The sequence below is a fragment of the Psychrobacter immobilis genome (genome assembly GCF_904846235.1).
Classification (GTDB): Bacteria; Pseudomonadota; Gammaproteobacteria; order Pseudomonadales; family Moraxellaceae; genus Psychrobacter; species Psychrobacter immobilis_C.
In genome coordinates this window covers 52,245-76,288 of record NZ_CAJGZN010000008.1, presented here as the reverse complement: position 1 = coordinate 76,288, position 24,044 = coordinate 52,245, and the positions used below count along the sequence as shown (strand labels likewise).

Below are 24,044 nucleotides of genomic sequence, written 5' to 3'. Positions count from 1 at the left end.
TATTCGAATAGAATAAAGCCCTAATAGCCTAGATATTGGGGCTTTTTAATGAGTGTAATTATATCAATAAGGCAAGGTAGCTTTAGTAATTGTAACTAAATGTAAAAAAATAGAAGGTTCTAAAAGCTGTGATTTTAAGCAATATGAATACTTATCATAAGAAATTACCAATAAATGCATAATGCTATTTGAATTATGAATACTATTAAAAATACTACATACAATTATTATTTAAATTAAATATTAATTGAGAACTCAAACTTTTCAGGCACGAATAATTGAGTATAATCAGCTACAACAATTAGAATATTTTCCCTCCATGTAAGGACAATCATATGACTTCATCTTCAGCAGGCGCGCGCTTTCGCAGTGCTCTCACTCAAAAAAATGATAACAACCAGCCATTACAGATTGCAGGCGCTATCAATGCCTATACAGCGATGATGGCGACCCAAGTTGGTCATCAAGCGTTGTATCTCTCTGGTGCTGGCGTGGCCAATGCGTCATTTGGCTTGCCTGATCTTGGTATGACCAGCCTTGATAACGTACTAGAAGATGCTCGCCGTATCACTGATGCAGTCGATACCCCACTGCTTGTCGATATCGATACGGGCTTTGGTGGCGCATTTAACATCGCTCAAACCATCAGAAAAATGGAAAAAGCAGGCGTCGCGGCAGTACATATCGAAGACCAAGTGGCGCAGAAACGTTGTGGTCATCGCCCCAACAAAGAAATCGTTAGTATCTCAGAGATGGTTGATCGTCTAAAAGCGGCGTTGGACGCAAAAACTGACCCTGACTTTGTAGTGATGGCTCGTACAGATGCCCTATCAGTAGAAGGTTTGGACGCTGCTGTTGAACGTGCCGTTGCCTTCCAAGAAGCGGGCGCAGATATGATCTTTGCAGAAGCGCTGACCGATATCGAGATGTATCGTAAGTTCACTGATGTGTTGGATATTCCGGTACTAGCAAACATGACAGAGTTTGGTCAGACAGATCTATATACCACTGACCAGTTGTATAGTGTGGGTGTCGAGATGGTGCTATATCCACTATCTGCTTTCCGCGCTATGAATAAAGCGGCATTGAATGTATATCAGCATTTGTTAGACGATGGCACGCAAGACAAAGTCGTCGATACCATGCAGACTCGTATGGAGCTCTATGATTTCTTGAACTATCATGAGTTTGAGCAGACACTAGACAAGCTATTTGCTGATAATAAGTAGTTAACAACTAATAACTGGCAATTAGCAACGCCGAAACGGTAAACCACCTCTGTGGACTTTATCGTTTCAAAATCCGTCTTTATCTACTTTTAGGTTATTTATGCCATTTTTTACTGCTCATACGGTTGTCAAATCCTCACTACTTAGTAGCACGCTTGCGGCGCTGTTATTCATGACGGGCTGTGATAAAACACCAGAAACCGTCGACGATACTGCCAGTGATACGAGCGAAACTGTTGTTAGTGAAAGCGAGGCTTCACCATCAGAGACTGATGCTCAAAACGACTTGATCATGACGACGATTACGTTAGATACCGTCAACAGCCTATTGTTTGCACCAATCATCAATAGTGGCGCGCTCAGTGAAGAGCAAGTCAGCTGCCTTGAATCACGCGACAAAGATTTGGGTAAAGCCGAGGTCGATCGTTTTTATAAGAGTCAGTTTACCGATGCAGAGTTAAAAGAGCTAGATGATTTTTATACGTCGGATGTAGGGAAAAAACTGCTTGCTTTTGGCAATGAGCAACTACGCGTCATGAATGGCGAAGAAGTGACAACGCCAATGGCTGACCCTACCCCAGAAGAAATGACTGAGATTCAGACATTTATGGAGTCACCACTGGGTGCCAAGTATATGAAAATCAATAATGCAGAAGGCGAAGGCAGCGCAATGGAAGTCTTAAATGGCCCAATTGAAGCTGAATTTGAGCGTTGTAACGTCGATTTAGACGGTCCACAACCTGAACAGCCTGCATAACGCTAAACTGGCGCTATAGTCAGTCATTAACCAATAAATTTATTATCAGAAACACCGTTTTCACTCAAAAAAGCTACCAACAAAAGGAATGTAAACATGGCAGCACAGAAAGAACTTTCAGGCGCAGGTCTACGTGGACAAGTCGCTGGTAAAACCTCTCTATCTACCGTTGGCAAATCAGGCTCTGGTCTGACCTATCGCGGTTATGATGTATCAGAGCTGGCAGATAAATGTATTTTTGAAGAAGTGGCGTATTTGCTGTTATACGGCAACTTGCCTACTCAAAGCGAGCTTGACGCCTATCAAGCCAAACTCAAAAGCCTGCGCGGCCTACCACAAGCGTTAAAAGATGTGCTTGAACGTATCCCAGCTGATGCGCATCCAATGGACGTGCTACGTACTGGCTGCTCTATGCTTGGCAACCTTGAGACCGAAACGGATTTTGCTCAGCAAAACGATCAAACTGACCGTATGCTGGCTGCCTTCCCGTCGATTATCAACTATTGGTATCGCTTTACCCATGACAATGTACGTATCGAGACCGATACAGATGATGCCACTATTGGCGGTCATTTCTTGCATTTGCTCAAAGGCGAAAAACCAAACGAGCTGCACGAAAAAGTAATGAACGTTTCGCTTATCCTTTATGCAGAGCATGAGTTTAACGCTTCGACTTTTACCGCTCGTGTGTGTGCATCTACCTTATCTGACATTCATTCTTGTATTACTGGTGCCATCGGTTCACTACGCGGTCCATTGCATGGTGGAGCGAATGAAGCGGCGATGGATATGATTGAAGGCTTTAACTCACCTGATGAAGCTGAAGAAGAGATGATGGGTATGCTGGCTCGTAAAGACAAAATCATGGGCTTTGGTCATGCGATCTATAGCGAGTCAGATCCACGTAACGTGGTGATTAAAGGCTGGGCTGAGAAGCTAGCTGCGGACGTTGGTGATGAAGTGCTATATCCAGTATCGGTACGCTGTGAAGAAGTGATGTGGCGTGAGAAGAAGCTATTCTGTAATGCTGACTTTTTCCATGCTTCTGCCTATCATTTCATGGGTATTCCAACCAAGCTATTCACCCCTATCTTTGTCTGTTCACGTCTGACTGGTTGGGCAGCTCACGTGTTTGAGCAACGTGCTAACAACCGTATCATTCGCCCAAGTGCGGAATATACCGGTGAAGACTTACGCCCAGTACCAGAGATGAGTGCGCGTTAAACGGCTGTTATTTAGCAATTATTAAGATGATTTTTGCTAAGTAATCTTATCAGCTAGCGGCAGTGCTAGCTGATACAGGTATGATGATTGAGCCTTGCTATGAGTTTTTTAGGTTTAATCGTCATACGCTTATTACCCTTTATATAAACCATACCTTTTCAATATCGCTTCTTTAGCAAAGCCTACAAAAGCAAACGATGATTTTGCTAAAGGAATGAATTTTTACCCAGTATCAACGCTTAACTACTTATTATAATTAGCCAACCGCCAAAGGTGACTTATGGACAACGCCCTAGTACAACCCATGAATGACAAATTCAAAAAACCACTTCCTGATACTGACCTTTACTACTTCGACACCCGCGAAGCTGTCGAGAGTATCGAAGCGGGTGCTTATGACAAGCTACCATTCTGCTCAAAAGTATTGTGCGAAAACCTTGTGCGCCGTTGCCCACCTGAGGATTTAACGGCAGCACTAAAGCAGCATATCGAAGGCAAGCAAGATCTTGATTTTCCGTGGTACCCTGCCCGCGTCGTTTGTCATGATATATTGGGTCAGACGGCCTTTGTTGATTTGGCAGGTTTGCGTGATGCTATCGCTGAGCAAGGCGGTGATCCGTCCAAGGTAAACCCTATCGTGCCCACTCAGCTTATTGTTGACCATTCATTGGCCGTTGAGCACGCAGGCTTCGAAGACGACGCCTTTGAGAAGAACCGTGCGATTGAAGAGCGCCGCAACGATGACCGTTTTCACTTTATCAACTGGTGCCAGTATGCCTTTGACAATGTCAACGTCGTACCGCCTGGTAACGGCATCATGCATCAGATTAACCTAGAGAAAATGTCACCTGTTGTACAAGTCGTACACAATAAAGCGGGTGAAGAAGTCGCGTTTGCCGATACGTTGGTCGGTACGGATAGTCACACGCCGATGGTCGATGCCCTAGGTGTGATCTCAATCGGTGTGGGCGGTCTAGAAGCCGAAAGCGTCATGCTAGGTAACCCCTCTTATATGCGCCTACCTGATTACGTTGGGGTCAAATTAACAGGCAAACTGCAAAAAGGCATTACTGGTACGGATCTCGTACTGGCGATGACGGAATTTTTACGTGATGCAGGCGTGGTCTCTACTTATATCGAATTCTTCGGTGACGGTGCACGCCAGCTAAGTGTCGGTGACCGCGCCTCTATCTCAAACATGACGCCTGAATATGGCGCAACTGCTGCGATGTTCTATATCGATGAGCAAACCATTGACTATCTGCGTCTGACGGGTCGCTCTGAGGAACAGATTAAACTGGTTGAGCAGTATGCCAAACAAACGGGCCTGTGGGCTGACGGTATGGAAAAAGCCGAATACGCACGCGTCCTTGAGTTTGATTTGTCATCAGTTGGTCGTAATATGGCAGGTCCGTCGCGTCCACATGCCCGTGTATCAACTACGGATTTGGTAGCCAAAGGCATCGCCCACGCGCCTGATCAAAAGCTACCTGAACCAAAAGACGGTCTGATGCCGGATGGCGCGGTTATTATCGCTGCTATTACCAGCTGTACCAATACATCAAACCCTCGCAACATGGTGGCCGCAGGTCTTGTCGCTCGTAACGCCAATGCCAAGGGACTATTACGCAAGCCTTGGGTAAAATCGTCACTCGCACCCGGATCAAAAACGGTCAAGATGTACTTAGAAGAAGCAGGCCTGATGCCAGAGTTGCAAGAGATTGGCTTTGACGTGGTTGGCTTTGCCTGTACGACGTGTAACGGCATGAGCGGTGCACTTGATCCTGACATCGAAAAAGAAATCATCGACAATGATTTGTTCACCACGGCAGTGCTATCTGGTAACCGTAACTTCGACGGTCGTATTCACCCATACGCCAAGCAAGCATTTTTGGCATCGCCGCCACTGGTTATCGCTTATGCCATCGCTGGTAACATTCGTTTTGATATCGAAAAAGACTCATTGGGCAAAGACCAAGACGGCAATGATGTGTATCTAAAAGACATCTGGTTTGATGATGAAGAAGTGGATGCCATTGTTGCTTCTGCTGTTAAGCCTGAGCAGTTTAATGCCGTATATATCCCAATGTTTGATGAGGCCAAAAAAGATACGGGCAAAGCGTTAAGCCCATTGTATGACTGGCGTGAAATGACCACATATATTCGCCGTCCGCCGTATTGGGAAGGTCAAATGGCAGCGATGAACAAACTAAAAGGTATGCGTCCGCTTGCCGTATTAGGTGATAACATCACAACCGATCATATGTCGCCATCAAATGCTATTCTTGGTACGTCCGCAGCTGGCGAGTATTTGGACACTATGGGCTTGCCTGCTGAGGACTACAACTCATACGCGACCCATCGCGGCGACCATTTAACCGCGCAACGTGCCACCTTTGCCAACCCTAAACTATTGAACGAGATGGTACGCGATGAAGATGGTGAAGTTATCCAAGGCTCACTGGCGCGTGTTGAGCCAGAAGGTCAAGTCATGCGCATGTGGGAAGCGATTGAAACCTACATGAACCGTGAGCAGCCGCTGATCATCATCGCAGGTGATGGCTATGGTCAAGGCTCAAGCCGTGACTGGGCGGCCAAAGGCGTCCGTCTCGCTGGTGTGGAAGCCGTTGTCGCTGAAGATTTTGAGCGTATCCATCGTCAAAACTTAGTGGGCATGGGCGCGCTGCCGCTACAGTTCGAGGAAGGCGTGACTCGCCACACGCTAAATATCGATGGCACGGAAACCTTTGATGTCACAGGTGAAGTCTCGGCCGGCGGATTGATGACCTTAGTAATTCATCGTGCCGATGGTAGTATTACTGAGACGCCTATTATCTGCCGCTTAGATACGGCTGATGAAGTGAAAATGTACAATGCTGGCGGTATGCTACAACGCTTTGCTAAAGAGTTTATCGAAGGTACGCTTGATATCGTCTAAGGCTATCCTGTAGGTTTCAGCGTGATAAGCAGTAAAGTATAAAAATCGCCGATGTTGTATAACTTTATATGACATCGGCTTTTATTTGCTTTTGCGTTCTATACACTGAGTTTTGTCACTTACTCCTAAGTATTAGTTAGATAGTAGCTAAATATTGAGTTTACTTCACCAATGGCGTAATATGTACTATATATTGTACAAGTTATGCAGAGTGTCATAAAAGGAGTAAGCTATGAGAGTCGTTAGTTTTTCAGAAGCCAGAAAGCACCTAAAATCCGTCCTAGATACGGTAAACGATGATGCCAACGCCACTATCGTAACCCGCCGTGACGCCGATGATGCGGTTGTGATGTCGCTAGACTATTACAATAGCCTGATGGAAACCGTTTATTTATTAAAATCTCCTGCCAATGCGGCGCACTTAGCGGACTCTATTGCCCAGTACAAAGCTGGCAAGACGGTTACGCGTGAGCTAATAGATACAGCAGAAGATAGTGATAAAGGTGATGGTAGCAGCGATAATAATGAGCATACGGATGGCGATATTGAAAGTGCTTGAACTCAAAGGCTTTAATCAATACAAAGGGTCTAACAATGAGTGAACAACTAGCATGGACAGACGCTGCGTGGAAAGACTACCTGTACTGGCAAACACAAGACAAAAAAACACTCAAACGTATTAACAAACTCATCACCGAATGTAAGCGAAATCCGTTTGAAGGCATTGGCAAACCTGAACCCCTAAAAGAAAATCTATCTGGATTTTGGTCAAGACGCATCGATGACGCCAATCGATTGGTATATGCCGTCGATGATAATTATCTGACGATTATCTCTTGTCGCTATCATTATTGATAAGCTCAAAATGTTTAAAGAGTAGCATAAATATGAATGATCATAGCAAAGAAGATTATGAGAGTAATTTAAAAGCTAGACTAGATGTACTTAGGAAAAAACTAAACGATGGTAAGATTAAAATTGCTCCTCATTTAGTTGACGGTTTCCAAAACAGTATTGCGAATATCCAATATTCAGAGAATGGTGACATTTTACTAGATACTGTTGACAGTCGTATAAGATCTATGGCGTTAATGATAAGTCATTTCGATGAAAGAGATAAACTAAAAAAGCAATTTTCATTATTCGATATTCAAAATACTTATTTCCAAATAATAGAAAATTGGTTTAAGCCTATTTTCAATAAAATGATTGAAGAAAATGTAAATGCACATCAAGTGGCTTCGTTTTACTCATCCAATGATCAACTTATCAACAATGTAGCACCACAGATCAATGACTTTACTAATAATATATATGAATTCTGGAAAAATATTGGTGATGTTGGTTGTTGGCATCTGGAGGATAGTATTGATAATTTGAATGGAATATACGGTGGTGATCTATTTCCCTCATATAACGAAAATATAGCTTCCAAATGTGGCATTTACACAGATACCCTTGTTTTACCAGATCCTTTCGTACGATCTAAGTATGTATTCGAAACTTCTGACAATTCAACTAGGGTGTATTATTTTATCAAACATGGTTTAAATGTTCTGAAATACAAAGAACTAGCATGTATAGATTTAATATATCCTATAGTTGCTATTTTACCAGATATGCAAAATCTTGAAGATGATGGAAGAGAGGTAATTAGAACATTAGGACAAGCTGATACACTAATTCATGCTCAAGAAATATTTGATTTTAATTTCGATAATCAAGAAGACCTTGCAGAATTCTCCAAGAGTTTGGATACCATAGAGAAACTAGAAAACTATATCAAACAGAAAGACCTTATTCTTTTCGATACTGATTGGAACGGTTCTTTTAAGGATAATTTTAGTAAGTATAGAGATACATTACCTACAAGCATTGTTGAGAGTATAACTCCTGGCGAAATCCTTCACTCTCAAATATTTAGTAGAATGGCGATTAGTAATGAGCTATTGATCAAATCTAGTCAACTTTCAGGAGTACCTATAATCGAAGCTCCAACATCTTGGCAGTACTTTGACTGGAAACTAAAGTACGATGCTGTTAGAGCTGAAAATCATTATTCAATTGATGGCTTGCACATTCTAAAAGGCTTAAACGATTTATCTCATACTGATATGCCTTGGATTGGAAATATACCGCCGGAATCATTGATAGAGTTAAGAAAGCAAGATGCTTTGTCTGAGATACGAGATATATTGGGTGATAGTATTCATGAGCTTATTGAAACCAACCCAGCGAATTTCAATGCAACTCGTGATCAATTGCATAAGAATATCGATAATTCTTTAAGTATGCATAGAAAAAAGCTAGAAGAACTTAGACAAAAAAAATGGAAGTTTGCAGGTCACGATATCGGTTCATGGGTTGTGATGGGAGGAATTGAAGTAGCAGCAGCTTTAACTGGAACTGAGTCATGGGGAATGGGTGCAATTATAGCAGGTCAATTTCTAGATCCACCTAAGCTAAAAGACATACCAAAAACATATAAAGACATTTCAGCTGAGGATGAAGCGGTTAAAAAATCACCTGTCGGGTTATTATTTAAAGTAAGTAAAAAAGATCAATAAAAGGAATAAAAATGACTTCCCAATCAAAACTCTCTTTCGCCACGCAAATATCCGTTCCTGCTACCTATATGCGCGGTGGTACCTCCAAAGGTACGTTCTTTAAGTTATCTGATTTACCTGAGCGTTGCCAAGTCACTGGCAAGTCACGTGATAACTTCCTATTACGGGTCATCGGCAGCCCAGATCCTTACGGCAAGCAAATCGATGGTCTCGGCAATGGTAGCTCTAGTACCTCAAAGACGGTTATTTTATCAACCTCTGACAGACCAGACCATGATGTGAATTATCTGTTCGGACAAGTTAATATCGCCAAGCCTATGATTGATTGGGCGGGTAACTGTGGCAACTTAACCGCAGCGGTTGGTGCTTGCGCCATTAATATGGGTCTGGTCGATGCTGACAAAATTGCTCATAGCATCGATGACAATGCAGATAGCGGTATTTGTGAAGTGCGCATTTGGCAAGAAAATATCGGTAAAACGATTATTGCGCATGTTCCAGTCTATAAAGACGCGAATGATAAAGTACAAGTTCAAGAGACGGGCAACTTTGAATTAGATGGTGTAACCTTCCCAGCGGCTGAAGTCAAAATTGAGTTTATCGATCCTGTAGATGCCACCAGCGACATGTTCCCTACTGGTAACTTGGTCGATGACTTTGATGTGTCAGGCTGCGGTCTAGAGGCTGATAGCGTCAAAGCTACTTTCATTAGCGCAGGTATCCCAACCATCTTTATGAAAGCAGAAGATTTAGGCTTTACGGGTACTGAATTACAAGGCGACATCAATAGCGATGGTGAGCTACTTGCCAAACTTGAGAAAATCCGTGCCACAGGCGGCGTTGCGATGGGATTATTCAAAGACGTGAGCGAGGCACAGACCAGCCAGCATATTCCTAAGGTCGCTTGGGTAGGTGCAGCACAGAGCTATACCGCCTCTAGTGGTAAGTCGGTCGATGCAGAAGAGATTGACTTAGTCGTACGTGCCATGAGTATGGGTCAATTGCATCACGCCATGATGGGTACAGCAGCAGTTGCTATCGCCGCTGCGGCAACCACACAAGGCACACTCGTCAATCAAGCAGCAGGCGCTGGCGAGCTGACAGAGGTACGTTTTGGCCATCCATCAGGTACATTACTCGTAGGTGGTAAGACTGAACTGGTCGATGGACGCTGGCAAGCCAAAAAAGTATCGATGAGCCGCTCAGCAAGGCGTATCATGGTTGGTGAAGTTTTTGTGCCAGCGGATGCGTTTTAAGCGTAGTTATGGCGTATTTTAATTTGCGATAGAGTTTTATGCCAACATCTCCCCAACCCCGCCGTGTACAGCTAGATAAAAAGCCTCCCGTCGAAAAAAAAGAACGGCGGGCGCTACTGTGGGATATTCTAAAAAAACTGGCGGTATTTGCTAAACCTTACCGCGTACTTATCATTGCTACCTTAGTGCTGACCGTCCTAGGCTCCTTTACCGCTCAGGTTAATGCGTTTGTACTACGTTATACCGTCGATACCTTGACCGAAATTTCCACGCTTGCTGATCCATGGCAGGCTGGTCTGCGCATGCTAGGGATTATTAGTGCGGTCCTCCTGACCAAAGAGATACTGTCGATATTCATCTCTTTTGGTCAGCGTTTTTTTGGTGAAAAAATTCGTATCAACTTGTCTCGCGACCTGTCTCAAAAAATCATTGAGCGCATCCTTACCTATCGGATGGCGTTTTATACCAGTAGGGAAAATGACAGTGGCAAACTGCAAACCCGTATTGATTACGGGGTCAGCAGTTTAACCAGCCTAGTGCAAAACTTCTTTATCGACATGCTACCGCTATTTGCCAACGCAATCGTGGCACTTATCATCATGTTTTCGACCAATTTTTGGGTTGGCATGGTGGGTCTTATTATCATACCCATTTACTTCTTTATCAGCCAAAAACAAGCACGCCGTCTGCAAGGTTTTCGTCGGCAGATGCGCGGGTTTCGAGAAGCAAAAAGCGGTTTGGTGATCTCTTTGATTAATTCGATCAGCGTGGTGAAATCCTTTGTCCGTGAATCTATCGAGGCTGAGAAACACCTAGCCATTCAAAAAGAAATGACTGACAACCAATTACGCATTCGTAGTATTGGCTTTATTTATGATGCCATCAAAACCTTTATCGAGCAGATTGGTGTGGTGGTTATCATCCTTCTCACCGCTTATTTTGTGCTACAAGGTGAGATGACCATTGGCATGATTTTATTTCATGTCATGCTATTTCAAAATGTCGCCGCTCCTATCCGTCAATTACACCGCATCTACGACCAGATTAATAATGCATTGACCTATGCCGAAGGTTTTTTCGATATTTTAGAAGACGATAAACAAGTCGAAAACATCGATGGCATCAGTAGCGAAAACCTCAAAGGTCATATCGAGCTTAAAAACGTTGATTTTACCTATCCTAATGGAACGCAAGCGCTAAAAAACGTCAGCTTCACTATCAAGCCCAATCGTATCACCGCGTTGGTTGGCCTTTCTGGCGCTGGCAAGAGCACGATTATCAATCTATTAGTCAAGTTTTACGCGCCAGACGCTGGTACGATTTGTCTAGATGGGCATGATTTGGCTGACTGTGATACCCACGAATTGCGTCAGCGCATCGGCCTAGTACTACAGAGCAATCATATTTTTTCGGGTACGATTAGTGAAAACATCCGCTATGGGGATATGAATGCCAGCGAAGATGACATCATCGTGGCTGCAAAAAAAGCCTCTATCCACGAGCAGATCATAGGGTTAGCTGATGGCTATGAGAGCACTGCCAAGTCCTTGTCAGGCGGTCAGCAGCAGCGGATTGCGCTGGCAAGGATGTTTTTAAAAGACCCACCTATTGTGTTTTTGGACGAGCCGACAGCCAGCCTCGATGCCATTGCCAGCCAACAGGTCAAAAAAAGCCTAGATCTGATCAAAAAAGACCGTACCGTTATTATGGTCTCGCACAATATCGCTCAAATTATCGATGCCGACGATCTCGTAGTGATAGAAAATGGCGAAGTGGTTGAGACAGGTACACATGAGGTACTTTATGCTCAACGCGGCAAATACTTTGAAATCTTTAGCGCTATGTCTGATAGCCTAAACTTAGATAAAATCAGCCAGACCCTAAACGGTTAGGAATGGTTAATGACTGCCTAAATCGTTATAATGCCAATCTTTTACTGCCTATTGCCAGAAGCTAGCCCACTATGACTTGTGAATTTTCTTTAAAAACCTTTGACGAGCTGACCTCAGTTGATCTTTATCATATTTTAAAGGCGCGCTCGCAAGTGTTTGTCGTCGAACAAAACTGTGCCTATCAAGATATGGATGAAGTTGATTTTGATTGTTTGCACCTAATCGCTCATCAAAATGCAGCATTGGTTGGCTATTGCCGTATCATTCCACCTGAGTTTAATAAGCTAAAATCCAACCTATCAGTAGCTGATCCTGCGATTAAGACCAACCACACCGCGATGCCTGCCATCGGTAGAGTGCTTGTACTATCGGAGCATAGAGGTGATGGTCTAGCACGGCAAATGATGAATCAGGCTATTGCACAGTGCCGAAAAAAGTACGGTAAAAAGCGTCCGATTATCATCTCGGCACAGGTTTACTTACTTAGTTTTTATGAGTCGTTAGGTTTTGTGCCTGAAGGCGAGCACTACCTCGAGGACAATATCGAACATGTAAAAATGGTGCTATACGTTGCTAAGAAAAACAAAATCAAAAAAGAGAGTACGGATACTGCGTCAACTACGACCAAAGTTTTAAGTTTCCTGCTGTTTATCATGGCCGCTTTGTTTGTTTTAGGTCTGTTGTACTTAATGATTTAGACCGCTTGTAAGGTATTAATTCTTAACATAATTCAAATTGGTTGTTCCATATTGAGTATGCTACTTTTAAATGATGATTCCTTTAAAAGGATGGCTGAGATAATCAGCTCAGTCTCAGTCAAGGAAGTAGCACACTCAGGATGAGGAACCAACCATGTCAAATACTAATTCAAATAAAAATGATGTGACGGTAGAGAGTAACGTCCGTCCAGAATATGACGATGAAATTCAAAAAATTGCCGATTACGTTCTCAACTATTCAATAGACGAGCAGTCCCCAAACCCTACTGATGCGTGGAATACTGCACGCCACTGTCTGATGGACACACTTGGCTGCGGTCTATTGGCGCTGCGCTTCCCTGAGTGCACCAAGCACTTGGGGCCTGATTGCCCCGATCAAATAACGCCGCATGGCGCTCGCGTCCCTGGCACCTTCTATAGACTAGACCCCATCAAAGCCGCTTTTGATATTGGCTGCATGGTGCGCTGGCTTGACTATAACGATACGTGGCTTGCTGCAGAATGGGGCCATCCTTCTGATAACTTGGGTGGTATCTTGGCGGTCGCCGACTATATTAGTCAGAAAAATATCAGCCAAGGACAAGCACCATTGACCATGAGAGCAGTGCTTGAAGCCATGATCATGGCACATGAGATTCAAGGTATACTGGCACTCGAAAACTCATTCAATCGTGTGGGGCTCGATCATGTATTTTTGGTCAAGTTAGCATCAACTGCCATCGTCGCAAAACTTTATCAGCTGCCACGTGAGCGCATCATGGCAGCGATTTCACAAGCCATCGTCGATGGTCAGGCACTGCGCACCTATCGGCATGCACCCAATGCTGGCAGCCGAAAATCATGGGCGGCAGGTGATGCAACCAGTCGTGCGGTACGTCTGGTAGATATAACGGCGCGCGGTGAAATGGGTATTCCTGGCGCATTAACCGCACCGCAGTGGGGATTCTATGATGTGCTATTTAGTCATACCAATAAGGATCTAGCGACCAAGCCTGAAGGCGATCGTCGCTTTAAATTCCAGCGGGATTTTGGTAGTTACGTGATGGAAAATATCTTATTTAAAATAAGCTTTCCGGCTGAGTTTCATGCTCAGACCGCTTGTGAAGCCGCGGTCATTCTACACCCACACATCAAAGACAGAATTGACGATATCGAAAAAATCGTCCTGACCACCCATGACTCAGCGATTCGCATCATCTCAAAAGAAGGCGCCCTTGCCAATCCAGCCGATCGAGATCATTGCTTACAGTATATGGTGGCTGTGCCGTTGTTGACAGGCGATCTGATGGCAGAGAACTACGAGGATGACTATCACGAACAGCATTTGTCAATCGATGAGCTACGCAGCAAGATGTTTGTAGAAGAAAACGCGCAGTATTCAAAAGATTATCATGACCCAAGTAAGCGTTCTATTGCCAACGCCATTCAAGTATTTTTTAACGATGGCAGCAGTACAGAAAAAGTGGCTGTAGAGTATCCTATTGGCCATAAACGCCGCCGCGCTGAGGGCATCCCTGTGCTGGAAGCTAAATTCCGCGCCAGTCTGGCCACTCGCTTTATTGAAAGTCGCTGTCAGCAGATCATTGAGTTGTGCGACGATCAAGAAAAACTGGAGCAGACGCCTGTGAATGAGTTTATGTCACTGTTTGAAGCGTATTAGATTGATGGCTTACTAGTACGCTAGCGTCAGTTTAACGGCTACCAAGGTATTGACTCTCCAGCCCAATCGACAAAACTGCCTGACTGGGTAGCAGTCATACCTGAGAGCACTTCCAATAAGCACTCCGCGCTATACGCTGGCGAGAACAGATGTCCATCAGCGACATTGCCTTGAAACGGCGCGGACAGCTGAGTGTTGACAGTGCCTGGTTGCATGACCACCACGCACATATCTTTAAGTGATCTGCTCCATTCGATACTTAAGTTTTTCATCCCCATATTAAGAGCCGCCTTACTCATTCTATAGCTATACCAGCCGCCTAGCTGATTGTCAGTGATGCTACCGACGCGGGCTGATACGGTCGCAAAAACAGCAGGATGATTGGCGCTGCGATTAGCCTTGGCGAGTAATGGTTTGATGTGTTTGGCTATCAGCAAACTTGCTAGGGCATTGATTTGCATATTTTGCAAAAAGAACTCCGTTTCCATCTGTCGCAAGGCCTTTTCTGGCTGCGCTGTCTCTGTATGCAATAATCCTACGCAGTTGATTACCCAATCCACGTGACCGACTGTCTGTTTGATGGTATCGGCAGCTTTTTTAATGCTGTCCTCATCACTGACGTTCATCGGGAGCCAGTGCAGGTTTTCTGCTTCAATGTTTGGCTCATTGCGATGATAAGTGGCGAAGACTTGTCTGCGATGGCTTTGATTAGATTGACTGTCCGTTTGATTAGCCGCCGCTCCTTGTATTAGCTGCTGCACCATGGCTTGACCAATGCCGCCTGTTCCACCGATGATAAGATAGGTTTTATTATTCATTTCGTTATTCATATGGCACCTTCCCTTTTTTGATATGTCTCTTTAATACGCTTTTTGACAAGATTTGGTGTTGTATATTTATTTTGGCCGATATTATGAGCGTTTACTGTGGTAAAAATAATACAAGTCATCCTCATTCTATATACGCTACAATAATCTATAACGATTAAAACGCGTGTTTTTAGATTGCTATCTCTTATATTGACGCCTTCATACGGATATTATCGCATTATGCTATCACCCCAAGACCAACTGACCGAGCTGGTACGTGCTTTAGAGACCGATCAGCACGTTTTTGCCACTGACCCGTTATTAATAACAGAAAAGCTACAGGGCGAGGATGGTACGCCTATACAAAAACTGCATCGACGTGCATCACGTATAGACAGTAACGGGGCGCTTGCGCATGTACTGGGTAAGATTGACGGCCGTATAAAGGGCATCATGATCATTATGAGCGTGGTGTGGTGTATCTCAGGTTTTTTGGGGTTGTTTACGTTATTGCAGTCTAATGTTGTGAATTTCTTTTACGTGTTGGTCTGTCTACTTGGTTTTCATACCATTATGCTTGGTGGCTGGCTCGTCATGACCCTTATCAATCGAGATCAGCAAGCGCCCAGTTGGTTTGCGAGCTTTGTCAGTCCGAGTTATCTCATACGTGGTAAAGATGATGTGACTAAGGCTGCCGTCGATCTGTATGAGCGCCAGTTGCAGCACAGCGGTATGCGTTGGTATTTGGGACGGTTTAGCCATCAGTTATGGCTTGCGACATTGACCGGTATGCTGCTTGCGATTATATTTTTGCTGGTTGTACGTCAGTATAGCTTTAGCTGGGAGTCAACATTACTCTCTGATCAGGCACTGGTGAGCTTGACTCAAGTATTAGGCTGGCTACCGAGTATGGTAGGATTTGGTGTGCCAGACAGTACGGCAATCGCACAGAGCAGGCTTGTCACTGAAGCCATGCCACTGTCTGTTGCAAGGCAATGGGCAGGATTACTGGTCGGTAGCTTGCTGATGTACGGTATTGTACCGCGAGCGATAGCATGGGCGTTCTGTGCATTGATGTTCCGCCGCAAAAAAATGCGTTTGGATATCAAACAGCCGTATTATCAAAAAATCCTAAACTTTTGGCAGCGGCACGTGGTAGATGCTGATGACTTTATAGAAGCGCTAGCCCCTATCGCCCCAAAAGCGACGGTCAGTATGGGCAAAAAGTTAGTTGCGCTGCTTGAATACCCTGCAAATCAGGACGAATGGTGGCAGTCAGGGCTTGATGGCAGCAACCATGGTTTTGAACAATCAAGCGAAGTTGAGGATTTTGGTATCGTCGATGACCGTGATGATATGACACGGCTTAAAAACTACTTAGATGCGCATCCGGTGCAAGTTTTACTTGGCATTCATAGCAACGCATTACCCGACCGCGGTACGCTACGCAAACTCGATCAAATCGCTGCTCACGCAAAAGATGGTCTTATTGTACAGCTGCTTAGCGATACCAAATCTGCATCTGCTGCTGACTTGAATGACGCACGTAACGATGATGAGCCATTAGACAAACAAGCCGTTCGCTATCAACAGTGGCAAACGGCTCTTTCTGCACGAAAGATTGGCTTGGTTGATATTGATGCTTAATAAATTTTAAGGTGTAATCCTATAATATTTCTTAAACTTATCATTATGACTAGCATGATATACAATAAATAAATATCATAGATGAGTGGTTCTATTTATCATCAATGAGTAGAGTCATTCATATGACAGCGGTTAAAGCAGTTTTTTGATAGCTGTGACGTCATATCAAGACGACAAGGATGTTTTATAGTGGCTAGGAGCCCAAGATGGCAGCAGATATCTCTTTAGACAGCCCCCTTATGACCCTAGGTCAGTATGGTCAACTATTGGATGGTTACCGAGAGGCGTTAAACCAAAGTATCTTAACGGCTGCGCCAGAGTCGTGGCAGCCAATGCTGGCAAGCATTCTACCTGCGTATTGGCAGGAGTGGCTGCTACCGCTGGCTGGTGGCCCATTTTTCTTGTTATTTTTAGCAGAATGGCTGTATCAGTCCAAGCGTGGCAATAGTAAAAGCTTTAGTTGGCGCCGTGCGATGACCAATTTTAGTTTGGGCGGCTCTTATCTAGGGTTTGAATTGATTGTCCAAGCGCTTATCGTCATACCTATCTGCTTATGGTTATATCAATATCGCTTATTTACTATTGAGGTGACATGGCTTACCGCCATACCTATATTCGTCGCGGTTGAGTTTAGCTATTATTGGTTCCATCGCGCGTCACACCGTATGAGTTGGTTTTGGTCAGCGCATGTCGTGCACCATTCAGATGACCATATGAATCTATCCACTGCCATGCGTCAAAGCCTGCTGTACTCAGTGACGGGTTGGTGGTTATTCTTTGTCCCACTGATGATGTTGGGCGTGCATCCTGTCTGGGTATTTTTCTTCTATGCGTTAGATTTGATTTATCAATTCTTTATCCATACCGAAACCGTTGGTAAATTTCCCAAATGGGTGGAGTATGTCTTTGATACCCCATCCAATCACCGCGCCCACCATGGCACCAATAACGAATATATTGACCAAAATTACGGCGGCGTTCTCATTATTTTTGATCGTTGGTTCGGCACTTATGTAGAAGAAGATACTATCAACAATCCTGTCAAATACGGTGCGGTTGGTGAAGCCAGCCATGACAATATCATCAGCCTGATATTTGGCGTCTTTTACCGTATGTGGCAGCGGTTTTTTCGTGCCAAAGGGTTCAAGAAAAAGCTAAAAGTACTACTGCGTCCACCTAGTGCTGTCTAATATAGTCAATTCTCTATAAATTGGATACGGTGTCAGTCTCGCTTAGCCTACTATTTGTAGTGCTTTCATTCGTCTTCCTTTTCCTTGTATCCAAAGTATATTGAACCGACTATATCATGATCAAAAATGCGTAGATTACGATCTATGATATGGACAATACGCATTCATAATCGATACCCAATCAGATTTGTTTTACAATAAATGGCTACTGTGTGTTTCTGCCATAAATAAATATAAGACGCTACTATATTATGAATAACGACAATAAAAATGATCATGAGAAGAACAAGCCTGTGGGGCTCTTTGCGGACAAAGCTTATGAGACGACCCCTGATGTTTCAAGCACTCCTTCAGACAATACATCAAAATACACAGTAGCTCAGTCAATAGCTACTCAGGATAATCAACCTGTATCAACCGAAGCATCAGCAACGACAGCACCAGCGTCAAAGATGACAAAAAAAACCATCACCAGTGGTGAACCGCTTAAATTGGCGGTCGTCGGTCATACCAATACGGGTAAAACCTCTATACTGCGCACGTTATTGCGAGACGTATATTTTGGTGAAGTCAAAAACGAAGCTGCGACCACACGGCATGTCGAGCAGGCTCAATTGACAGATAGCCAAACTGGCGAAGTCTTAGTTGCACTATACGATACACCTGGTCTGGAAGATGCTTCAGGGCTTATGGATTGGCTAGAGGACAACACTGCCAGTCGCCGTGATGGTATTGAACGTCTGCAACAGTTTTTGGCGGCGGATGTTGCTCAAGGTTCAGACAGTTATGCCTTGCCCTACGATTATAGTCAAGAAGCCAAGGTAATTCGTCAGCTGCTGGCAAGCGATATGGCCATCTACGTGGTAGATGCTCGTGAGCCTGTATTGGGTAAATATAAAGATGAGCTAGCGATTTTGTCTTGGGCTGCGATTCCTGTGATGCCTGTTTTTAATTTTACAGATAGCCAGAATGCCAATATCGATGACTGGCAGACGATGCTGGCAAGACGCAATCTGCATATTTCAACGCGTTTCGATTCGGTCGCGTTTGAGTTTGAGGATGAGATGCGCCTATGGAAAAACCTAGCAACCATGCTCACTCACTCTGAAATGCTTGAGCAGCTGATGCAACGACGGACTGAGGATTGGGCGCAGCTCTATGATGAGGCCAATATCATCATCGCTGATTTTTTATTGAATGTTGCTGCCTTTGTGCGCGAGATCAATGAAGATGACGACCCACTTCCTGTACTACAGCAAATGCAAGAAGCGGTCAGGCAAAGTGAGCGTGCGATGCAGCACAATCTCCTTAACCTATATAAGTTTTATGACAATGCGGTCGCAGCAACACCGCTTGAACTACAAGCCTATCAACAAGACCCTTTCGACCCTGAACTTCTCAAAAGCTACGGCATTCGTACCACTTCTGGGGCAGCAGCTGGTGCGCTTCTAGGACTAGGTATCGATGCAGCAGCCCTAGGTACGACACTGGGATTGGGTGCCGCAATAGGTGGGATCGCAGGAGGGCTGCTATCGAATACCAGCAGTATTGCCGATAGGATTACTGGGGTAAAACGCTTATATATCGATCCTGCTACGTTGACGCTATTAGCCACGCGAGCATTAGACTTACTTACGGCATTACGTCATCGTGGTCATGCTGCTACAGATGCCACTCAGTTATTGTATAAAGGCAGTAGTCTTGGAACGTCGTTAACTGACGACAGTGACCATGCAGATGAAGACAATAATCCAATTACTGTATGGCCAGCTCATAAATTACCAAGTGAGCTCAAAAAAGCGCGTGGTAAACCACAATGGTCATCGCTCAGCAGTGGTAAATCCGAACAAGCTCAGTTATTACGCACAGACATGGCATGGTCACTGTCAGGTAAACTACAGTTGTATAAGCATGAGTCATAAATTACTAGCTAACTATCTATGCACTTAGCAATGCACTCAATGCATCGGTACCACGTACATCCGTCTGTTGCAGATAGATCGGATACAGCGGGTACTTGGTAAAGCTTTGTTCGATATCCTGCAGCAGATGCTGCTGACGCTCAGCACGGCGTCGCCAAAACTCATCCGACTGTGTGGTTGATATTAACTGATTGATAATGATTGCTGCTGGCAGGAGCTTACTGTCTTCTAATTGCTCGATAGCGCGGTTGGTCTCAGCCAATGGTAAAACATCAGCGGTCATCACCAACACAATCGCTGTTTGTGTACGGTCATGTAGTAGCAACCCTGCTTGACGGAACAGTTGCTTGCGCTTTTCTAATACGGATACAGCTTGCTCCCAGCGATCTGATTTTTTTGCTGCAAATGGATTGGCCACGTCGTTCTTTTGCGTGCTCTGTTTCTGATTGTGACTGTCCAAATGCGTCGCCACCGAACGTAGTTTGGCCTGTCGTCGCTGCTGTGCAAGCAGCCCATCCGTCCACGCCCCCATCATTTCCGGTAATACCAATAATCGCAAAGTATGACCTGTCGGTGCGGTATCAAAGATGATGTGTTCATACCCAGCATCTGCCGCTTCGACTAAATGGTGGCACATAGATTCGAGCATCGCGGCTTCTTGAGCGCCAGGTGCCGACTTAGATAGCCTCAGATGCTCACGAATTTTTGGCATCATATCTGGGTTGGCATAAGCTTTAATCGTACGTTCGACTTGAGCAAAATGTTCATCGACAATTACGTCAGGATTTAACTCAATCGCATCTAGATAAGGTGATATCACCGTTTTCTCATTATTGAGTCGTATATTCAATACATCGCCCAAACTATGTGCCGGATCGGTTGAGACAATTAAGGTTTTTTGCTGCTGGCTTGCATAGTAGCTGGCTAGAGCTGCTGCTGTGGTGGTCTTCCCTACACCACCTTTGCCGCCGATAAATATAATCGGTTGTGTCTCTAACTGCTCTACCAATCCATGTAAAGGGTGTAATGCCATATTGTTATCTCGTATTTTGTCTCATTATCTAATAAATGCTTAGCTACTTTTTTATATAGTCAATCCACTACGGTTAGCAGCAGCCGACGTGTTCAAATGGACATCTATCCATTCCCATACGTGTATGCCACTCATGAAAGTTCTCTAAAAATAGAGGTTGCAACTCTAATGTATAAAAGCTGGCGGGATTATCAATACCCAAGCTCTCAGCAAACATGAGTAACATAAAAAAATCTTCTTCATCACGTGCCGCGCGTGCCATCGTCTGACGATAAGGCGCATGATAAAACTCATTTAGTCCACTCTTAAACCGTTGCCACCATGGTTGAGTGTCCTCTAATGATTGAACATTTTCTATATTATTTGATGTGTTTTCATTTTCCATAATGTACTCGTATTTTACTTAATTCTTATGATCTATCATGCCTATATGATACAAAAAACGCCAGCAATTGCTGCTAGCGTTTTTCATTAAACAGACACTCAATATGGTTTAACGTTTAAACCTCACCGCTTTTACCTTTATGTAGTGACCACTCTTTGCGTAGTACAGACAAACTCTCAAACGTCACTAAAATAGTTGCGATTAAGATAATAATATCCATAATAATAAGTAGCCAATTACCATCAGTAAAGAAGGTTTTGAGCTGAATCAATAGTGCAAAGACAGTCATAACCAACAAGAATGAAAGTGGTGCTAAGGTGTACCAAACTGGCTTGCCCTTACGTAACAAGATAATGGTAACGATCATCAAGGTTAAAGCAGCCATTAACTGGTTAGTTGTACCAAATAGTGGCCAAATAATCATACCACCCGCGCCATCGATACCACCAGCACCGAACGCTAATAACAAACAGCTTCCGACAGCAAGTAACGTTGCAACGACACTCTTATTCAATACGGGTAAATTATAAAATTCACCAAATTCTTGGAAAATATAACGTTGTAAACGTACGCCAGTATCCATCGTCGTACCAGCAAACAATGCAGCCATTACCGTAAGCATGGTCTGTGATAGCACCATATCGATACCAACGCCTGCATTCAAGATGGTCGCACCGCCGTCAATGAAAGCACCGATAGAGCCATCACCGAACTTTTGGTAGACCGCTTGCCAGTCACCAAGAGTTGCAAAACCTGCGGTTGCTGCAAGGATTGCCCCAAGTGCTAGCATACCTTCACCCAATGCACCGAAGTAACCAACGAAACGAACGTCTTCTTCTTTATCAATCTGCTTAGAAGTAGTCCCTGTGGCGACTAAACCATGGAAACCTGATATAGCACCACAAGCAATTGTCACAAACAACAATGGTAGAAGTGACGGTGTATCCGCTGGTAATGCAGTGTTAACCGCTGGCGCGACAATATTAGGCGTGCCAATAAAAATAGCAGCATACAATAGAATCAAACCGACAAATAACTGTAAGCCATTAATATAATCACGAGGTTGAAGCAGCATCCATACGGGCAACAACGACGCAATCGCCGCATAGGCGAACAAAATCAAGATCCATACCGCGTTATCAGGCAAACCCATAACGGTCTCAGGTAACACAATCGGGAACATAGGGCCAAGATAAATAAGCCCGTACAAGGCCGTTACCCCGATAATGGACACCCAGACCAAATTCATATTGTAGCGATAGATACACTGCCCGATGATAAAGGCAACCACTAAGGCACCCCAAACTGGCAATACCGCAGATGGCGTCTTGATCATCATATTGGCAATAGCTACGCCAAATACAGCATTGACCATCAGTAGTAATAAGAAGATAACAACCATCATCAAGCTGCGGACACGTGTGCCCATGACAGTACCAGCGATAGAGCCAATCGACTGCCCTCTATTACGCATACTTGCCCAAATAGCAGACATATCATGTACACCAGCCATAAAGATAGTACCTACCACTACCCAAATAATAGCAGGCACCCAGCCCCAAATAACCGCAATGGCAGGACCGATAATTGGTGCAGCCCCTGCCACTGACGTGAAGTGATGCCCCCACAATACATACTTATTGGTGGGAACATAATCGATCCCATCTTTCATCGTATGTGCGGGTGTAGGACGGCTGTTGTCCAATGCTAAAATTTTGGTGGCGATAAATTTTGAATAAAACACGTAGCCGCAAAGCATAGCGGCAACGGCGAATAGTAGTACGATAGCACTATTCATCTCATCTCTCCCTAGACAAGTAGTCAATAGCCTTATAAGTTCAAGCTTTTTGAATTAAAATATGAAAAATATGCTAAATTAGTGTGCGATGAGTGACTCAGCTCATCTATCGTTTAGGTAAATTCTAGCAATTTGCAAAATTATTACCAATCAACAAAGTCATTTATCTTATAACTAGGGCATGTCACTAATCAGCATTTGGTTTGATGAGCCTGAGACTGAAACTTTGTTTGAATAATAACCGATTTGGTGATAAATGTAACGCAAGTAAGACATAAAAAACAACAAATAAAGGAAGTGCAATGGCACATTATTTTGGATTCGTACCCTCAGATAAACTAAAAGCTTTAATCAGTGAGGCCGAACAAGTCGTTGCTTCAAATGAGAATGTAGAGTACTACCCTTATCGCGATGCTCTTACGCATCAGACAGCGCGTGATCTTACTGATAATTTATTGGTTGGTTTGGTAGAGATTATTCCGAACCCTGAGCGCCAAGCTTCTATGCGTAAAATTGTTGGAACGATTGAACGCGCGACAGATACTCTGCTCAATATCTTATTGGGTAAAGAAAACAACAAAGACGTGTTACCAAGTTTTCATTTTCTAAGAGATCATGCAACCTTTATTGATAATGAAGGTGTTAAACGTGTCGGCTTTAAACTGTCAGAAAAAGATGCCAATACCATCACTGAAGGGTTTGCTGCTATCACGCCTGAGCATGTAGATAGAGCCAAATTTAAAACGGCACTCGAAACCATGAACGAAGAAACGTTAACCCACTTCATCAGTCATTATGCCGAGACATTAAAGCTAGGCATGATCAAACGTAAGTCAGTTCCAGTTGCCAAATCGGCAATTGATAAAGGCATGAGTATGGCACTTAATAAGCTATTACCTGACCTACCAAATGACTCATTGAATAGATTGGCCAATTATTACCGTCCATTTATTATAGAAAAGCCAGAATAACCCCAAAAGTTGGATTAATTTTGTCCCAAAAGTCATATGACGTTGGG

At 44.0% G+C, this 24,044-nt stretch carries 18 protein-coding genes and 1 pseudogene; 15 read left to right on the top strand and 4 right to left on the bottom strand.

What is annotated here, in order from left to right; translation table 11 throughout:
* Positions 1 to 335: 335 nt before the first annotated feature.
* The 11 genes and pseudogenes from prpB (at position 336) to JMX07_RS07120 (ending at position 14,242) form a co-directional block, all read left to right on the top strand.
* Complete coding sequence (gene prpB / locus JMX07_RS07170) at positions 336 to 1,229, top strand: methylisocitrate lyase (RefSeq protein WP_114700000.1); 894 nt, start codon at positions 336 to 338, stop codon at positions 1,227 to 1,229.
* 100 nt (positions 1,230 to 1,329) lie between these two features.
* On the top strand, positions 1,330 to 1,986 hold the full coding sequence (locus tag JMX07_RS07165) for a DUF2059 domain-containing protein (protein WP_201607112.1): 657 nt from the start codon (positions 1,330 to 1,332) through the stop codon (positions 1,984 to 1,986).
* Positions 1,987 to 2,082: 96 nt separating this feature from the next.
* A complete protein-coding gene (gene prpC / locus JMX07_RS07160) occupies positions 2,083 to 3,210 on the top strand; it encodes a 2-methylcitrate synthase (RefSeq protein WP_201607111.1) in 1,128 nt (375 codons plus the stop codon).
* A gap of 280 nt (positions 3,211 to 3,490) precedes the next feature.
* Positions 3,491 to 6,148: a Fe/S-dependent 2-methylisocitrate dehydratase AcnD gene (gene acnD / locus JMX07_RS07155; RefSeq protein ID WP_227684690.1), complete on the top strand. Its 2,658-nt coding sequence runs from the start codon at positions 3,491 to 3,493 to the stop codon at positions 6,146 to 6,148.
* A gap of 232 nt (positions 6,149 to 6,380) precedes the next feature.
* A pseudogene (locus JMX07_RS07150) lies at positions 6,381 to 6,629 on the top strand (type II toxin-antitoxin system Phd/YefM family antitoxin); the annotation flags it as partial.
* A 113-nt stretch (positions 6,630 to 6,742) separates the two neighbouring features.
* Complete coding sequence (locus JMX07_RS07145; RefSeq protein ID WP_037025847.1) at positions 6,743 to 7,003, top strand: Txe/YoeB family addiction module toxin; 261 nt, start codon at positions 6,743 to 6,745, stop codon at positions 7,001 to 7,003.
* Positions 7,004 to 7,035: 32 nt separating this feature from the next.
* Positions 7,036 to 8,715 (top strand): hypothetical protein, encoded by a 1,680-nt coding sequence (locus JMX07_RS07140; protein ID WP_201607110.1) that lies wholly within the window; start codon positions 7,036 to 7,038, stop codon positions 8,713 to 8,715.
* 11 nt (positions 8,716 to 8,726) lie between these two features.
* Complete coding sequence (gene prpF, locus JMX07_RS07135) at positions 8,727 to 9,971, top strand: 2-methylaconitate cis-trans isomerase PrpF (RefSeq protein WP_201607109.1); 1,245 nt, start codon at positions 8,727 to 8,729, stop codon at positions 9,969 to 9,971.
* Between the two features lie 38 nt (positions 9,972 to 10,009).
* The gene (locus JMX07_RS07130) at positions 10,010 to 11,863 is read left to right on the top strand and encodes an ABC transporter ATP-binding protein (RefSeq protein ID WP_227684688.1); all 1,854 of its coding nucleotides are present in this window, start codon (positions 10,010 to 10,012) and stop codon (positions 11,861 to 11,863) included.
* 71 nt (positions 11,864 to 11,934) lie between these two features.
* On the top strand, positions 11,935 to 12,561 hold the full coding sequence (locus JMX07_RS07125) for a GNAT family N-acetyltransferase (protein ID WP_057760177.1): 627 nt from the start codon (positions 11,935 to 11,937) through the stop codon (positions 12,559 to 12,561).
* A gap of 154 nt (positions 12,562 to 12,715) precedes the next feature.
* A complete protein-coding gene (locus JMX07_RS07120; protein ID WP_201607107.1) occupies positions 12,716 to 14,242 on the top strand; it encodes a bifunctional 2-methylcitrate dehydratase/aconitate hydratase in 1,527 nt (508 codons plus the stop codon).
* Positions 14,243 to 14,280: 38 nt separating this feature from the next.
* Here the strand turns inward: JMX07_RS07120 and JMX07_RS07115 are convergent, their stop codons facing one another.
* Positions 14,281 to 15,072: an SDR family oxidoreductase gene (locus tag JMX07_RS07115; RefSeq protein ID WP_265088355.1), complete on the bottom strand. Its 792-nt coding sequence runs from the start codon at positions 15,070 to 15,072 to the stop codon at positions 14,281 to 14,283.
* 219 nt (positions 15,073 to 15,291) lie between these two features.
* Here JMX07_RS07115 and JMX07_RS07110 point away from each other — a divergent pair, with 219 nt between their 5' ends.
* From JMX07_RS07110 to JMX07_RS07100, 3 genes are all read left to right on the top strand, one after another.
* Complete coding sequence (locus tag JMX07_RS07110) at positions 15,292 to 16,698, top strand: DUF2868 domain-containing protein (RefSeq protein WP_201607106.1); 1,407 nt, start codon at positions 15,292 to 15,294, stop codon at positions 16,696 to 16,698.
* Between the two features lie 206 nt (positions 16,699 to 16,904).
* A complete protein-coding gene (locus JMX07_RS07105) occupies positions 16,905 to 17,888 on the top strand; it encodes a sterol desaturase family protein (RefSeq protein ID WP_201607105.1) in 984 nt (327 codons plus the stop codon).
* Positions 17,889 to 18,139: 251 nt separating this feature from the next.
* Positions 18,140 to 19,810 (top strand): DUF3482 domain-containing protein, encoded by a 1,671-nt coding sequence (locus JMX07_RS07100; RefSeq protein ID WP_201607102.1) that lies wholly within the window; start codon positions 18,140 to 18,142, stop codon positions 19,808 to 19,810.
* Positions 19,811 to 19,826: 16 nt separating this feature from the next.
* Here JMX07_RS07100 and JMX07_RS07095 read toward each other — a convergent pair whose 3' ends face one another.
* The 3 genes from JMX07_RS07095 to JMX07_RS07085 all read right to left on the bottom strand — a co-directional run bounded on the left by JMX07_RS07095 (position 19,827) and on the right by JMX07_RS07085 (position 23,026).
* Positions 19,827 to 20,843 (bottom strand): ArsA family ATPase, encoded by a 1,017-nt coding sequence (locus JMX07_RS07095; RefSeq protein WP_201607099.1) that lies wholly within the window; start codon positions 20,841 to 20,843, stop codon positions 19,827 to 19,829.
* Positions 20,844 to 20,916: 73 nt separating this feature from the next.
* Positions 20,917 to 21,228: a cory-CC-star protein gene (locus JMX07_RS07090; protein ID WP_201607096.1), complete on the bottom strand. Its 312-nt coding sequence runs from the start codon at positions 21,226 to 21,228 to the stop codon at positions 20,917 to 20,919.
* Between the two features lie 115 nt (positions 21,229 to 21,343).
* Positions 21,344 to 23,026, bottom strand: a complete 1,683-nt coding sequence (locus JMX07_RS07085; RefSeq protein ID WP_057760164.1) for a carbon starvation protein A — start codon at positions 23,024 to 23,026, stop codon at positions 21,344 to 21,346.
* A gap of 302 nt (positions 23,027 to 23,328) precedes the next feature.
* Here JMX07_RS07085 and JMX07_RS07080 point away from each other — a divergent pair, with 302 nt between their 5' ends.
* Positions 23,329 to 23,997: a hypothetical protein gene (locus JMX07_RS07080; protein ID WP_201607094.1), complete on the top strand. Its 669-nt coding sequence runs from the start codon at positions 23,329 to 23,331 to the stop codon at positions 23,995 to 23,997.
* Positions 23,998 to 24,044 lie beyond the last annotated feature (47 nt).